15 protein-coding genes and 2 tRNA genes are annotated in these 14,285 nt (G+C 66.6%); 12 read left to right on the plus strand and 5 right to left on the minus strand.

Annotated elements, in window-relative coordinates:
- Positions 1-67: 67 nt before the first annotated feature.
- Positions 68-847: a TatD family hydrolase gene (locus AC1DGW_RS03810; RefSeq protein ID WP_478019544.1), complete on the minus strand. Its 780-nt coding sequence runs from the start codon at positions 845-847 to the stop codon at positions 68-70.
- A 3-nt stretch (positions 848-850) separates the two neighbouring features.
- A complete protein-coding gene (locus tag AC1DGW_RS03815) occupies positions 851-1,081 on the minus strand; it encodes a DUF6116 family protein (RefSeq protein WP_478019546.1) in 231 nt (76 codons plus the stop codon).
- 157 nt (positions 1,082-1,238) lie between these two features.
- Between AC1DGW_RS03815 and AC1DGW_RS03820 the strand changes: the two genes are divergently transcribed.
- On the plus strand, positions 1,239-2,069 hold the full coding sequence (locus AC1DGW_RS03820; RefSeq protein WP_478019548.1) for a glycine zipper 2TM domain-containing protein: 831 nt from the start codon (positions 1,239-1,241) through the stop codon (positions 2,067-2,069).
- Positions 2,070-2,269: 200 nt separating this feature from the next.
- Here the strand turns inward: AC1DGW_RS03820 and ppsA are convergent, their stop codons facing one another.
- The gene (ppsA, locus tag AC1DGW_RS03825) at positions 2,270-4,648 is read right to left on the minus strand and encodes a phosphoenolpyruvate synthase (RefSeq protein ID WP_478019550.1); all 2,379 of its coding nucleotides are present in this window, start codon (positions 4,646-4,648) and stop codon (positions 2,270-2,272) included.
- Positions 4,649-4,842: 194 nt separating this feature from the next.
- Between ppsA and ppsR the strand changes: the two genes are divergently transcribed.
- The 10 genes from ppsR to AC1DGW_RS03875 all read left to right on the plus strand — a co-directional run bounded on the left by ppsR (position 4,843) and on the right by AC1DGW_RS03875 (position 13,350).
- Positions 4,843-5,664 carry a posphoenolpyruvate synthetase regulatory kinase/phosphorylase PpsR gene (ppsR, locus tag AC1DGW_RS03830; RefSeq protein WP_478019552.1) on the plus strand — a complete coding sequence of 274 codons (822 nt, stop codon included), beginning with the start codon at positions 4,843-4,845 and terminating at the stop codon, positions 5,662-5,664.
- Between the two features lie 46 nt (positions 5,665-5,710).
- Positions 5,711-6,217 carry a DUF1249 domain-containing protein gene (locus AC1DGW_RS03835; RefSeq protein ID WP_478019554.1) on the plus strand — a complete coding sequence of 169 codons (507 nt, stop codon included), beginning with the start codon at positions 5,711-5,713 and terminating at the stop codon, positions 6,215-6,217.
- 55 nt (positions 6,218-6,272) lie between these two features.
- The gene (locus tag AC1DGW_RS03840; RefSeq protein ID WP_478019556.1) at positions 6,273-6,761 is read left to right on the plus strand and encodes an NUDIX hydrolase; all 489 of its coding nucleotides are present in this window, start codon (positions 6,273-6,275) and stop codon (positions 6,759-6,761) included.
- Positions 6,762-6,914: 153 nt separating this feature from the next.
- Complete coding sequence (locus AC1DGW_RS03845; RefSeq protein WP_055769224.1) at positions 6,915-7,529, plus strand: CDP-alcohol phosphatidyltransferase family protein; 615 nt, start codon at positions 6,915-6,917, stop codon at positions 7,527-7,529.
- A 55-nt stretch (positions 7,530-7,584) separates the two neighbouring features.
- Positions 7,585-8,622, plus strand: a complete 1,038-nt coding sequence (gene phaE / locus AC1DGW_RS03850) for a class III poly(R)-hydroxyalkanoic acid synthase subunit PhaE (RefSeq protein ID WP_478019558.1) — start codon at positions 7,585-7,587, stop codon at positions 8,620-8,622.
- Positions 8,619-9,683 (plus strand): class III poly(R)-hydroxyalkanoic acid synthase subunit PhaC, encoded by a 1,065-nt coding sequence (locus AC1DGW_RS03855; protein ID WP_478019560.1) that lies wholly within the window; start codon positions 8,619-8,621, stop codon positions 9,681-9,683. The genes phaE and AC1DGW_RS03855 overlap by 4 nt, the downstream gene beginning before the upstream one ends.
- Positions 9,680-10,048 (plus strand): YfeK family protein, encoded by a 369-nt coding sequence (locus AC1DGW_RS03860; RefSeq protein ID WP_478019562.1) that lies wholly within the window; start codon positions 9,680-9,682, stop codon positions 10,046-10,048. The genes AC1DGW_RS03855 and AC1DGW_RS03860 overlap by 4 nt, the downstream gene beginning before the upstream one ends.
- A gap of 57 nt (positions 10,049-10,105) precedes the next feature.
- Complete coding sequence (locus AC1DGW_RS03865; protein ID WP_478019638.1) at positions 10,106-10,543, plus strand: hypothetical protein; 438 nt, start codon at positions 10,106-10,108, stop codon at positions 10,541-10,543.
- A 133-nt stretch (positions 10,544-10,676) separates the two neighbouring features.
- Complete coding sequence (locus tag AC1DGW_RS03870; protein ID WP_478019564.1) at positions 10,677-10,892, plus strand: hypothetical protein; 216 nt, start codon at positions 10,677-10,679, stop codon at positions 10,890-10,892.
- A 124-nt stretch (positions 10,893-11,016) separates the two neighbouring features.
- Positions 11,017-13,350 (plus strand): Tex family protein, encoded by a 2,334-nt coding sequence (locus AC1DGW_RS03875; protein WP_478019566.1) that lies wholly within the window; start codon positions 11,017-11,019, stop codon positions 13,348-13,350.
- Positions 13,351-13,490: 140 nt separating this feature from the next.
- Here the strand turns inward: AC1DGW_RS03875 and AC1DGW_RS03880 are convergent.
- Positions 13,491-13,577: transfer RNA gene (locus tag AC1DGW_RS03880), tRNA-Leu, on the minus strand.
- A 120-nt stretch (positions 13,578-13,697) separates the two neighbouring features.
- Here AC1DGW_RS03880 and AC1DGW_RS03885 point away from each other — a divergent pair.
- Positions 13,698-14,063, plus strand: coding sequence for a response regulator (locus AC1DGW_RS03885; protein ID WP_478019568.1), 366 nt, complete (start codon positions 13,698-13,700; stop codon positions 14,061-14,063).
- Positions 14,064-14,136: 73 nt separating this feature from the next.
- Here AC1DGW_RS03885 and AC1DGW_RS03890 read toward each other — a convergent pair.
- Positions 14,137-14,212, minus strand: a tRNA-Glu gene (locus AC1DGW_RS03890).
- Positions 14,213-14,285: the final 73 nt, after the last annotated feature.

Consider the following 14,285-nt stretch of genomic DNA (forward strand, 5'->3'; position numbering starts at 1 on the left):
TTTCCCGCCATGGCCCCTCGCACGCTGCGTGCGCTGGCGCATGGCCCCATCGCGACTGAAGCGGCTCCTACAGGGATGGCGGAGCGGACAGGTCGAACAGGCGCCGTGCGTTGGCGGTGGTCTGCGAGGCGATCTCCTCCACCGCCTGTCCGCGCAGCGCGGCGATGGTCGCGGCGATGACGGCAAGACGCGCGGGTTCGTTGCGCTGGCCGCGGATGTCCGCATCGGGCTGGTCGGGCGCATCGGTTTCCAGCAGCAGGAACTCCAGTGGCATCGTCGCCACCAGCGTGCGCAGGCGGTTGGCGCGCGGGTAGGTGACCGGCCCGCCCAGGCCGATCAGGAAGCCCATGTCCCACAGTTGCCGGGCCTGTTCCGGGCTGCCGGAGAAGCTGTGGATGACGCCGCGCAGGCCGCCGATGCGGCGCAGGGTCTGGATCACTTCCTCCACCGCGCGGCGGGCGTGCACGATCACCGGCAGTTCGAATTCCCGTGCCAGTTGCAGCTGCATTTCGAAGTAATGGCGCTGTGCGGTGGGGTCGAGGCCTTCCACGAAGAAGTCCAGTCCGCATTCGCCCACGGCGCAGGGCTTCTCACGCTCCAGCCAGGACCGCAGTTCGTCCAGATGGGTGGGACGGTGTTCAGCCAGGAACATCGGGTGGAGGCCATAGGCCGGATGCAGCGCAGCGTCGCTGGCGCAGGCCTGGCGCAGGTCCGGCCAGCTCGCCGCGGTTATCGCCGGAACCACCATCGCGGCCACCCCCGCCGCCTTGGCGCGGGCGAGCATCGCGTCACGGTCGCCATCGAATTCCGGGGCGTCCAGGTGGCAATGGCTGTCTACCAGACGCACGGGTCAGCGCTTGCGCGGAAGCGCGGGAGGCTCGACTCCGGCAACCGGATCCTTGCGGCGCTTCCAGTTGGCCAGCAGCAGGGTGCCCAGGCCGAACAGGATCTCGTCGATGAAGGGCACCGGATCGGGCAGGAGCATGCTCAGCACGAACAGGGTGGCCGTGATCTTGAACAGCGTCGGGTAGCGCAGCTTGCGGGCCCATTCCATGAAGGGCAACAGCATGGGGCTGGACATGGTGGAATCCTGGGAGTGATGGTGGAACGACGGGGCCAATATTGCGACAGCCGGCCGGCTTTTCACGAGAGGGACGGAGCGATGGATGGCTCCGTTCAGGTTTATCGTGCTGGAATTGCCCCAGGTCAACAGGCGGGCGTCCCGCTGGGAGCAGACGATGAAGAGCAATACGACCACCGTTCTGGTAGCGGCCGGTGCCTTGCTGGTGGGAGGCATCGCCACCGCGGCGTTCATGAGTGCCCGCGACAAGAATGCGCCCCTGCCGGCGACGCAGGCCGAGCAGCCGGTGCTGGACACCACGCCGCTGGCCGACGATGCGGCGGCCGGCAATGCGCTCGCCCCGCGCGAAGCGACGCTGGAATACGCCGACGTGCTCAAGGTCGAGCCGGTCAGCCGCAGCGAGCCGGCCTATGCCACCGTGATCGGCACCGAGCCGGTCCGCGAAACGTCTACTACGACGGTGCCGCGCGAGGTGTGCGAGGACGTGGTGGTGCAGGAGCGCCTGCCCGAGCGCGACGGCAACGTCGGCGGCACGGTTGCCGGCGCGGTCATCGGTGGCCTGCTGGGCAACCAGGTGGGCAAGGGCAACGGCCGCAAGGCGGCGACCGCCGCCGGCGCCGTGGCCGGTGGCGTGATCGGCAACCAGGTCGACAAGCGCCATGTCGGCGGCCGCGTCGTGCAGCGCACCGAGCGCCAGTGCCACACCGAGCAGACCGCTTCGGAGTCGTCGCGCGTCACCGGCTACAACGTCACCTACCGCAAGGCCGACGGCAGCACCGGCACCATGCGCATGGACAAGCAGCCGGGCAACCGCGTCGCCCTCGGCAACGCCAGCCGGACCGTCGGTTACGACGTCACCTACCGTTTCAACGGCCAGGAAAAGAAGGTGCGCATGGATGACAAGCCGGCCAGCGATCGCCTGCCGGTCATCGACGGCCAGGTGGTGACGCAGACGGCGGCGGTGGATACGGCATCCACCCGGCATTGATTCGTTGCGGGAGGGGCTGAGCTTTCCGCACAAGACGCTGTTCCAGACAACGCCCCATATCGGGGCGTTGTTTTTTTCGCGGATACCGGAACGGTGGATGCGTCGTTGCCGGCGATGTGCATAGCTTGCTGCCGGTAAAAAAACAGGCCCCGGTTTCCCGGGGCCTGGTCTGGATCAGCTTGTCGCCTCGCGTACAGGCGTCAGGACGCGGCCTTGCTCCTGGCAAGACGCAGCCAGGTGTCGACCACGGTATCCGGGTTCAGCGACACCGACTCGATGCCCTCCTGCATCAGCCACTCGGCCAGATCTGGATGGTCGGATGGGCCCTGGCCGCAGATGCCGACGTACTTGCCCTTGGCACGGGCGGCCTTGATCGCCATCGACAGCAGCTTCTTCACCGCCGGGTTCCGCTCGTCGAACAGGTGGGCGACGATCGACGAGTCGCGGTCCAGGCCGAGCGAGAGCTGGGTGAGATCGTTGGAGCCGATCGAGAAGCCGTCGAAGATCTCCAGGAACTCATCGGCAAGCAGCGCGTTGGACGGTACTTCGCACATCATGATGATCTTCAGGCCGTTCTCGCCCTGGCGCAGGCCGTTCTGGGCCAGCACCTCGACCACCTTGCGGCCTTCTTCCAGGGTGCGCACGAACGGGATCATGACCCACAGGTTGTCCAGGCCCATTTCATTGCGCACGCGCAGCACGGCCTTGCACTCCAGTGCGAAGGCGGCCGAGAAGCTCGGATCGACATAACGGCTGGCGCCGCGGAAGCCGATCATCGGGTTCTCTTCGTGCGGTTCGTAGTTGTTGCCGCCGATCAGGTTGGCGTACTCGTTGGACTTGAAATCCGACAGGCGCACGATCACCGGGTTCGGGGCGACCGAGGCGGTGAGGGTGGCGATGCCCTCTGCCAGGCGGTCCACGTAGAAGCTCACGGGGTCCTTGTAGCCGGCGATCTTCTCGTCGATCTTCTTCTTCGTCGCCGCGTCCTGGCGGTCGTACTCCAGCAGTGCGTTCGGGTGCACGCCGATGTGGCTGGCGATGATCATTTCCAGGCGTGCCAGGCCGATGCCGGCGTTCGGCAGCTGGCCGAAATCGAAGGCGCGCTCCGGGTTGGCCACGTTCATCATGATCTTCAGCGGCGCCGGCGGCATGTTGCCCAGGTCGGTGGTGGTGCGGTCAAAGGCCAGCTTGCCGGCGTAGATGAAGCCGGTGTCGCCTTCGGCGCAGCTGACGGTCACTTCCTGGCCGTCTTCGATCAGCTGGGTCGCATTGCCCGAGCCGACCACGGCCGGAACGCCCAGCTCACGCGCGATGATAGCGGCGTGGCAGGTGCGGCCGCCGCGGTTGGTGACGATGGCCGAGGCGCGCTTCATCACCGGCTCCCAGTCGGGGTCGGTCATGTCGGCGATCAGCACGTCGCCCGGCTGCACGCGGTTCATGTCGTCCAAGGTCCTGACCACGCGGGCCACGCCGGCGCCGATCTTGGCGCCGACGGCACGGCCTTCGGCCAGCACGGTGCCGCCCTTTTCGGTCAGCGCGAAGCGCTCGATCTGGGTGGCGTGGCTGCGTGACTTCACCGTCTCCGGGCGCGCCTGCACGATGAACAGCTTGCCGCTGACGCCGTCCTTGGCCCACTCGATATCCATCGGGCGGCCGTAGTGCTTCTCGATGGTCAGCGCCTGGCGCGACAGCTCGGCCACGTCTTCGTCGCTGATCGAGAAGGTGCTGCGCAGTTCGACCGGAGTGTCCTCGATCCTGACGCGCTCGCCGGGGACGTCCGAATACACCATGCGGATCGCCTTGCTGCCAAGCGCACGGCGCAGGATCGCCGGCTTGCCGGCCTGCAGGGTGGGCTTGTAGACGTAGAACTCGTCCGGGTTGACCGCACCCTGCACGACCATCTCGCCCAGGCCGAAGGACGAGGTGACGAACACCACGTCGCGGAAGCCGGATTCGGTATCCAGGGTGAACAGCACGCCGGAGGAGCCCACGCCCGAACGCACCATCAGCTGCACGCCGGCGGACAGGAACACGTCCTCGTGCTTGAAACCGTGGTGCACGCGGTAGGCGATGGCGCGGTCGTTGTACAGCGAGGCGAATACTTCCTTGACCTTGCGCACGACGTCCTCGGCGCCGGTGACGTTGAGGAAGGTTTCCTGCTGGCCGGCAAACGAGGCGTCCGGCAGGTCCTCGGCGGTGGCCGAGGAGCGCACCGCCACGGCCACGTCGCCGCCGCCGTTGTCGGCGCACAGTCTGGCGTAGGCGTTGCGGATGTCGGTGTCCAGCGCCGGCTGCAGCGGGGCGTCGATCACCCAGCCGCGGATTTCCCCGCCGGCGGCAGTCAGTGCGTTGACGTCTTCCACGTCCAGCGTGGCCAGGCGGTCGAAGATGCGCTTGGACAGGTCGTTGTGGGCAATGAAGTCCTTGAACGCTTCGGCGGTGGTGGCATAGCCGCCAGGCACCGAGACACCCAGGCCGGCAAGGTTGCCGATCATCTCGCCGAGCGAGGAATTCTTGCCACCCACGCGGGCCAGGTCGGCCAGGCGCAGCTCATGCAACCACAGGATGTTCTCGTTCAAGCGCGATGCTCCGTTGAGGCCATCGCCCGAGGCGGGCTGGTATGGCCACGTCCGTAGGAAGAAGCCAATATGATGCAGTGCACACCTAAGCGGCACAAGCTTGTGACATTACTTTGTCTTGTGCTTGTCTTTCCCGGGACAGGGGCGGGTCATCCGGCTGGCCCCGGTACCATCAATCATCCAAGGAGTCCTGCATGACGGCGATCCGGCCAGTGTTCTACGTCTCGGACGGTACCGGCATTACTGCCGAAACCGTGGGCCACAGCCTGCTGACCCAGTTCTCCGGCTTCAGTTTCGTGACCGATCGCATGTCGTTCGTGGACGATGTGGACAAGGCGCACGATGCCGCGCGCCGCATCCGTGCCGCCGGGGAGCGCTACCAGGTCCGGCCGATCGTGATCAGTTCCTGCGTGGACTCGGCGCTGGCGCGGATCCTGGAGGAGAGCGGGGCGCTGGTGCTGGACGTGTTCGTGCCGTTCATCGGCCCGCTGGAACAGGAGCTGGATGCGGCCCGCCACTCCAAGATCGGCCAGGCCCACGGCATGGTGGATTTCGACACTTACCACCGCCGCATCAACGCCATGAACTTCGCCCTGAGCCACGACGACGGCATCGCGGTGAACTACGACGAGGCCGACGTGGTGCTGGTGGCCGTGTCCCGCGCCGGCAAGACGCCGACCTGCATCTACCTGGCGCTGCACTACGGCATCCGCGCGGCCAACTACCCGTTGACCGAGGAGGATCTGGAAAGCGACCGCCTGCCGCCGCGCCTGCGCCCCTACCGCAACAAGCTGTTCGGTCTGACCATCGACCCGGAGCGGCTGCAGCAGATCCGCCAGGAACGCCGGCCGAACTCCCGCTATGCCAGCGCCGACGTCTGCCGTCGCGAAGTGGCTGCCGCCGAAACCATGTTCAGGATGGAGCGCATCCCGACCCTGAGCACCACGCATACCTCGATCGAGGAGATTTCCAGCAAGGTGCTGGGCACGCTGGGACTGCAGCGGGAGATGTTCTGAAGCCTCGCCGCATGCCGCGGCGAGGCCGGCCGTGTACGATCACGCCATGACTCAGGCTCTTTCCCGCGTCGATCGCATCCCCCGGCTCAGCCGCCTCGGCTGGCTGATGGGGTTGTACGCGGAGAACTACCTGCACCTGGTGCGGCTGTTCGCGCCGGACCATCTCCATGAGGGGCGCTACGCCTCGTCCATCGGCGACGGGCTGGACCTGTACCTGGACGTGATCGAGTGCCACCGCTATACGGTCGAGCTGCGCATGACCTACGGCATCCTCGACCCGCTGACCGGTGAGCCCGATCCTTCGGCCTACGTGCGCCTGTACCGCGATGCGCGGCAGGTGGAGACCACGCACTGCTATGTCGGGCGGCGCTGGCAGGACGTGGTGGGCATGTACCCGCCGGCCGACGAACTGGTCAGTCACCGCCTGCGCATGAACACCTTCCTCGGCAAGTGGCTGGAATACCTGGCCGAGCGCGGGCACGGCGTGGCGACGCTGCGCCGCATCGGCGACACGATGGCGCCCGGTCCGGCGCCGTTGACGCTGGAGCACTGAGAAGGCGCAGACGATCGGTCATACTGCGCGCTTTCGCCGCGCGATCCCGATTCCGATGCCCTATACCCCGATTCTCGCCACCCTGGGTTACGTGCTGTCCAAGGACGGTACCCAGGCCCTGATGATCCATCGCAATACCCGTCCCGGCGACCTGCACCTGGGCAAGTACAACGGGCTGGGCGGCAAGATGGAGACGGACGAGGACGTGCTGGCCTGCATGCACCGCGAGATCCGCGAGGAAGCCGGCATCGAATGCGGCACCACGCGCCTGCGAGGCACCATCAGCTGGCCGGGCTTCGGCAAGCAGGGCGAGGACTGGTTCGCCTTCGTGTTCGTAATCGACGACTGGACCGGCACGCCGCTGCAGTCGAATCCGGAAGGCACGCTGGAATGGGTGCCGGTGGACCAGCTCGAATCGCTGCCGCTGTGGGAGGGCGACCGCCATTTCCTGCCGCTGGTGTTCGATGCCGATCCGCGCCCCTTCCACGGCGTGATGCCCTACCGCGACGGGCGCATGCAGTCATGGAACTACACGCGGTTGTGAGGGATGGCCAGGCGCCGCCGCGCGGCTTCAGGCGGGGACAGCAGGCGAAGCTCGCACAGCCTCACCCGGCCGCACGCACGCCGTGCGTGTCCGACATGGCCGTATTCACGGCAATCGCGCTAGGCTGACGCGGCCATGATCCGGAAACCCGACATGAAACGTCACTTCTCCATGCTGCGCGAGTTCCGGCTCGCCGACTGGTTCACCCTGGGCAACGCCTTCTGCGGAACCGGTGCGGTGTTCGCGGCGATGCGCTTCCTGCAGGATGGCCAGCGCGGCTTCCTGCTGTTCGGCATGGCGCTGATTCCGCTGGCGTTCGTGTTCGATGCGCTGGACGGGCGGATCGCACGCTGGCGGCAGTCCTCCTCGACCCTGGGGCGCGAACTGGATTCGCTGGCCGATGTGATCTCCTTCGGCGTCGCGCCTGCTGCGCTGGCCTACGCCTGCGGCATGCAGGGCGGATGGGACTGGCTGGTGCTGAGCTACTTCGTCTGCTGCGGCGTGAGCCGGCTGGCGCGCTACAACGTCACCGCCGAGGAAATCGCCGGCGACTCGGACAAGGTCCCGTACTTTGAGGGCACGCCGATCCCCACCAGCCTGGCGCTGGTGATCCTGCTGGCCGTTGCTGCGCATTTCGAGGCGATCGGCGCGACCCTGTGGGGGGGCGTCTGGCAACTGGGGCCGTGGCAGCTGCATCCGCTGGTGCTGCTGTTCGCGCTGTCCGGTTCGCTGATGATCAGCAAGACCCTGCATATTCCCAAGCCCTGACCGCTGGAACGCGGCCGCGTTGCTATCATCGCCGCGACAACGGCGAAGCAGGGCGATGGCAGTGGCGGACGACAACGACAGTACGGGTTTCGACGCCGGCCTGAAGCGCTCCTGGGAAGCCTGGTTGCAGGCCATGGGCCAGGGCGACGGCATGTCCCCCGGCGCCTTTCCATGGCGGGAAGGCATCGAGCAGTGGACCCGGCTGGCCAGTGCCGGTGCCGCACCGCAGGTGCAGGAGCTTGGCGCCCGTTTCCAGCAGCAGGCCGGCGACTGGCTGGGCATGATGCAGCAGGTTGCGGCCCGGTTCGCCGGCCGCGACAGCAGCGCCGGCGAAGTTGCCGGCGCCTGGCGCGAAGCCGTCGAGGGGCAGGGCGATGCGATGGTGCGCTGGATGCTCGACGCGGCCCGCGGCGGCAACGCATTGGGCGACCAGCCCTGGGTGCGCAACTTCGTCCACGCGCTGCAATCCGGTTTCGGCGAGGCGGACTGGCTGAACGCGCCGGCCTTCGGCCCGGCCCGCGAGCACCAGGCGCGTTGGCAGGCGCTGCTGCGCGCGCAGCGCGAGCACCAGGCGCGCATGGAGGCCTATGTCGAGTCGATCCGCGGCGTGCTGGACGATGCGTTCCGGCGCTTCGAGGCGAAGCTGGCCGAGCACGAGGCGCCTGGCAGTCAGTTGACCAGCACCCGCGCGATGTTCGACCTGTGGATCGATGCGGCCGAAGAGGCCTATGCCACGGTCGCCATGTCCGAGGATTTCCAGCGCATCTATGCCGACCTGGCCAATACCCAGATGCGCCTGCGCGCCGCGACCCGGCAGGAACTGGAGCGTGCCTGCGAGCTGATGGGCGTGCCGACGCGCACCGAGATGGATGCGGCCCATCGCCGCATCGCCGAGCTGGAGCGCTGGATGCGGCGCATTGCCGCGGGCAGGGCCGAGCCTGCTCCTGCGCCGGTCAAACCCACCAGCGATCCCGCGAAAAAGAAGAAACCCGCTTCCGCAACGAAGACAAGGACGGCGGCCAAACCCGCCAAAGCCACCGGGAAGAAGGCCGCATCCCGCCCCGCTGCCCCGGGCCGGGGAGGCAAGGCATGAAAGGGCCGCTGGGATTCGGCATGGACGATCTGCTGCAGGAAACCCTGCAGTTGCAGCGCAAGCTGGCCGACGGGCTGAAACTGCTGCCGGGTGTGGAGGATGTCGGCTACGGCGCCACCGAGCGCGAGGAAGTCTGGAGCGACGGCAAGGTCAAGCTGTACCGCTTCGTCGGCGCGCAACCGCCCTCGGGGCAGCCGCCGCTGCTGATCGTCTACGCGCTGGTCAACCGTCCCTACATGGTGGATCTGCAGGATGGCCGCTCGCTGGTGCAGAAACTGCTGGCCGCCGGCCAGGAGGTGTACGTGCTGGACTGGGGTTACCCCGACCGTTCCGAGCGCTACCTGACGCTGGAGGACTACCTGCTGCGTTACGTCGATGGCGCTGTCGATTACCTGCGCGTGCAACATGGTGGGGCGCCCAACCTGCTCGGCATCTGCCAGGGCGGTGTGTTCTCGCTGTGCTACGCCGCGCTGCGCCCGCACAAGGTGCGCAACCTCATTACCATGGTCACCCCGGTGGATTTCCACACCCCGGACAACATGCTTTCGCACTGGGCACGGCACGTGGACGTGGACCTGTTCGTCGATACGCTGGGCAATGTCCCGGCCGACCTGATGAACGCCAGCTACCTGATGCTCAAGCCGTTCCGGCTCAATGTGCAGAAATACGTGGGGCTGGTGGACATCCTCGATGACAGGCAGGCGCTGGAGGATTTCCTGCGCATGGAGAAGTGGATATTCGACTCGCCGGACCTCGCCGGCGAGGCGTTCCGCGAGTTCGTCAAGCAGTTCTACCAGGCCAATGGCCTCATGCGCGGCGGCATCCGCATCGGCGACGAGACAGTGGACCTGGCGCAACTGCGGATGCCGGTACTCAACATCTACGCCGAGCAGGATCATCTTGTTCCGCCGGCAGCCTCGAAGGCGTTGCGCGGACGGATCGGAACCACCGACTACACGGAACTGGGGTTCCGTGGCGGCCATATCGGCATCTACGTTTCGGCGCGCGCGCAGCGCGAAGTGCCGAGCGCCATCCACGACTGGCTGAGCGAGCGCACATGACCCAACGCATCGTCCTTCCTGCAATCCTGATCCTGGCCGCCGCTTCCGCAACGGCCGATGCCGCGCCGAGTGCCACCGCCCAGCGTGAGATCAGCGGATTGATGCAGGCACTGGAAAACTCCGGTTGCCGCTTCCAGCGCAACGGCAGCTGGTATGCCGCCGGCGATGCGCGCAGTCATCTGCAACGCAAATACGACTACCTGCTCAAGCGTGACCTGGCCGATACCGCCGAGCAGTTCATCGACCGTGCCGCCAGCCGCAGCAGCATGAGCGGCAAGCCCTACCGGGTGTCGTGCCCCGGGCAGGCCGAGCAGGATGCGGCGCCGTGGTTCCAGCAGCAGCTGGCCCGGCTGCGCGGCCACTGACCCTTCCGATGCAGCGGCATTGCAGCAGCGGGGCAGGGCATGCGTGAATCCGCCGCAATGTGGGGCTTTCACCTGGCGCGCGCAATCGGCGCGCTGTGGACATCCCCCAACACCGTGATCGGCCTGTTGGCCGGATTGGCGGGAATGCCGGCCGGTGCACGCCCGCATTGGAATCGGCGCGACTGCGCGCTGGTATTCCATCGCTGGCCGTGGGGGCCAGGCGGCGCGATCACCCTCGGCATGGTGATCCTGCATACCGGCGATACGCTGGATGCATCCTGCACGACCTACGAACATCGCGCCGGTCGCTGCGAGCATCCGCGGATCCGTCTCGGCGACCATGAACGCGCGCACGTGTTCCAATACATGGTGCTGGGACCGCTGTTCCTGCCGGTCTACCTGCTGTGCGGCGGCGTCAGCGTCCGCAACCCTTTCGAACGCGCGGCTGATCGCTATGCGATGCAGGGCCGTGGCTGGTGGCCGGGCCTTTCCTGAATCGCGCTTGCCCGGGTCTGGTCTTCAAAGCGCAACTGGCCGGTCATGGCGCATCAACCTTTTTTGTACATCCTGGTAACGCCCCTCCACCTAGAGTGGACCCGTTACAGACGCAACAGGAGTACCGGTCACCATGGCAGTCGTTCTTTATATCGGTGGCAGCAAGGATGGCGAGAAGGGCGTGGTGCCCTATGGTTTCAGCAAGACCCGCATGGATACCGACGATGGTCCGGAAATCTATGTGGAGCGGGTGATGGACGTAAGCGGCAAGGGCCGCATGCGGGTGATGGTGCTGGAAACCCTGCGCGATGACATCGCGTTCCAGCGGCTGAGCCGGCATATGGGGTAGGGGCTGGGGTTTCCCGCCGGCCGGCTGTGCGAAGCAATCCCGCGGCTGACTGTCAATGGGTTTCCCCTCCCGGGACGCGCTGCCAGAATGCAGGCTTCCCGAGTAGCGGTAGCCCCTGGAATCCATGCAAGACAGCAAGCTCGCGCAGCAGATCGCGCAGACCATCGCCGACGAGATCGGCGCACAGCCCGCACAAGCCAGGGCCGCCATAGCGCTGCTCGACGAAGGCGCCAGCGTTCCGTTCATCGCGCGCTACCGCAAGGAAGTCACCGGCGGCCTGGACGACACCCAGCTACGCAATCTGGAAGTGCGCCTGACCTATCTGCGCGAGCTGGAAGACCGCCGCGCCGCGGTGCTGGCCAGCATCGCCGAACAGGGCAAGCTGAGCGACGAACTGCGCAACGACATCCTGGCCGCCGACACCAAGTCGCGGCTGGAAGACCTGTACCTGCCGTACAAGCCCAAGCGCCGTACCCGCGCGCAGATCGCCCGCGAAGCCGGGCTGGAACCGCTGGCCGATGGCCTGCTTGCCGATCCCACGCAGGACCCGCAGGCCTTCGCCGCCCGTTTCGTCGATGCCGAAAAGGGAGTGGCCGACGCCAAGGCCGCGCTGGAAGGCGCGCGCGCGATCCTGATGGAGCGCTGGGGCGAGGATGCTGCGCTGGTTGGCGAACTGCGCCAGTGGCTGGGCGAGGTCGGGGTGATCCGCGCCCGCGTCGCCGAGGGCAAGGAAACCGAAGGCACGAAGTACCGCGACTACTTCGAGCATGCCGAGTCGCTGGCGAAGATCCCCTCGCACCGCCTGCTGGCGCTGTTCCGCGCGCGCCGCGAGGAAATCCTGTTCCTCGAACTGGACCCGGGCAATGAAGCCGAGGCCGGCCACCAGTATGCGGAAGGCCGCGTCGCATGGAAGGCGGGCATCGCCGACCAGGGCCGTGCGGCGGACCGCTGGCTGCTCGATGCGTGCCGCCTGACCTGGCGCGCCAAGCTGCACATGCACCTGCTGCTGGACCTGTTCAACCAGGCGCGCGAGAAGGCCGAAGCCGAGGCCATCGCCGTGTTCGGCGACAACCTCAAGGATCTGCTGCTGGCAGCGCCGGCCGGCCCGAAGACCGTTCTCGGCCTGGACCCGGGCATCCGCACTGGCTGCAAGGTCGCCGTGGTCGATGCCACCGGCAAGCTGCTGGCCACCGAGACGATCTATCCGCACGAACCCCGGCGGCAGTGGGAGCAATCGCTGCAGACGCTCAGACACCTGTGCGCCAAGCATGACGTGGAGCTGATCGCCATCGGCAACGGCACCGCCAGCCGCGAGACCGACAAGCTGGCCGGCGATGTCATGCAGGCTTGCGGCAATCCGAAACTGCAGAAGATCGTGGTCAGTGAAGCGGGTGCTTCGGTGTACTCGGCGTCCGAATTCGCGGCGAAGGAATTCCCGAACCTCGACGTGTCGCTGCGCGGCGCGGTGTCGATCGCGCGACGCCTGCAGGATCCGCTGGCTGAACTGGTCAAGATCGAGCCCAAGGCGATTGGTGTCGGCCAGTACCAGCACGACGTGGATCAGTTCCGGCTGGCCAAGGCACTGGACGCGCGCGTGGAGGACTGCGTCAACGCGGTCGGCGTGTTCGTCAACACCGCATCGGCTGCCCTGTTGTCGCGCGTGTCGGGCCTGTCGTCGACCGTGGCCGAGAACATTGTCCGCCACCGCGACGACAACGGCCCGTTCAAGCGCCGCCGCGACCTGCTCAAGGTGCCGCGCCTGGGCGACAAGACCTTCGAACAGTGCGCGGGCTTCCTGCGCATCGCCGATGGCGACGAGCCGCTGGACGCATCGGCCGTGCATCCTGAAGCCTATCCGGTGGTCGAGCGCATCGTCGCCACGGCGCAACGACCGATCAAGACGCTGCTCGGCGACGGCAGCTTCCTGCGCGGCCTGAAGGCCGAACAGTTCACCGACGAAACGTTCGGTGTGCCGACGGTGCGCGACATTCTCAAGGAACTGGAAAAGCCCGGCCGCGATCCGCGCCCCGAGTTCAAGGCGGCACGCTTCGCCGACGGCGTGGAAGACATCAAGGACCTGCGCGAGGGCATGGTGCTGGAGGGCGTGGTCAGCAACGTGGCCGCCTTCGGCGCGTTCGTCGACATCGGCGTGCACCAGGACGGGCTGATCCACATCTCCGCGCTGTCCGACACTTTCGTCAAGGACCCGCGCGACGTGGTCAAGGCCGGCGACATCGTCAAGGTGAAGGTGTTGGAGGTCGATGTGGCCCGCAAGCGCATCGCGCTGACCCGGCGGTTGGACGACAGCCCGGTGCCCGCCAAGCGTGCCGACAAGAGCGCAGGGCAGGGCAATGCCGCCCGCCGCGGCGAGCCGTCGCGTGGCGCGCGTCCCGGCAGTTCCGCACCGCCGGCGAACAACGCCCTGGCCGAAGCGTTCGCGCGCGCGCGCCGGAGTTGATGCGCTGACCGCCTCATGCGGATGACAGGAAGGCTCCGGTATCCGGGGCCTTCTTTTTCTTCGGCAATGAAGAGTGCCGGCATGCCACCATGGCGGCGGATGCAAAAAAGCCAGGCATCGCTGCCTGGCCTTTGCTGTGCTGGTGCCGAAGGTGGGACTCGAACCCACACGCTTTTAAGGGCGGCGGATTTTGAGTCCGCTGCGTCTACCGATTCCGCCACTTCGGCTGGCAGGCGCGAAGTATAACGGACGGCTCTGGGGTTGGGCAGGCCTCAGCGGGTGTTTTTCGCAAAGTGCCGGAGAGCGCGGGTGGCTATACTCCGGCCAACCGGAACCAGGGGATTGCGATGGATTCGCTGCACGCCATGCGCGTGATGATCGTGGAGAACGACGACCTGAATGCAACGCTGCTGCAGTTGCAGCTGGAGCGTGAGGGGCTGCAGGTCGTGGGTGTCGCCGATACCGTGCAGTCCGCTCTGGGCATGATCGATGAACTGCATCCGCAGCTCGCTTTCCTGGACTTCTGCCTGGCCGGCAACGAGGACAGCACGCCGGTTGCAGAAGTGCTCGCCGCGCGCGGGATTCCTTTCCTCGTCGCGACGGGGATGGAGGCCGGGCGGTTGCCTGCGATATTCGATATGGGTGTGAAGCTGGCCAAGCCCTACACGGGAAGCGATCTGCGCAAGGCCCTGCTCAGGGTGCTGCAGCCGTAGTGAAGTGGGCCATGCAGGTCCGCCTTTATTTCAGGCAACAAAAAAGCCCTGCCTGGGCAGAGCTTCCTTGAATTGGCGTCCCCACGGGGATTCGAACCCCGGTCGCCACCGTGAAAGGGTGATGTCCTAGGCCTCTAGACGATGGGGACGCGTAACTTCATCAAGTTTTTTTCGGCTATCCGGACGGCCTAATGTCCGGATTTGGTGGAGCCAAGCGGGATC

This window comes from Stenotrophomonas sp. 05N423, from assembly GCF_056397145.1.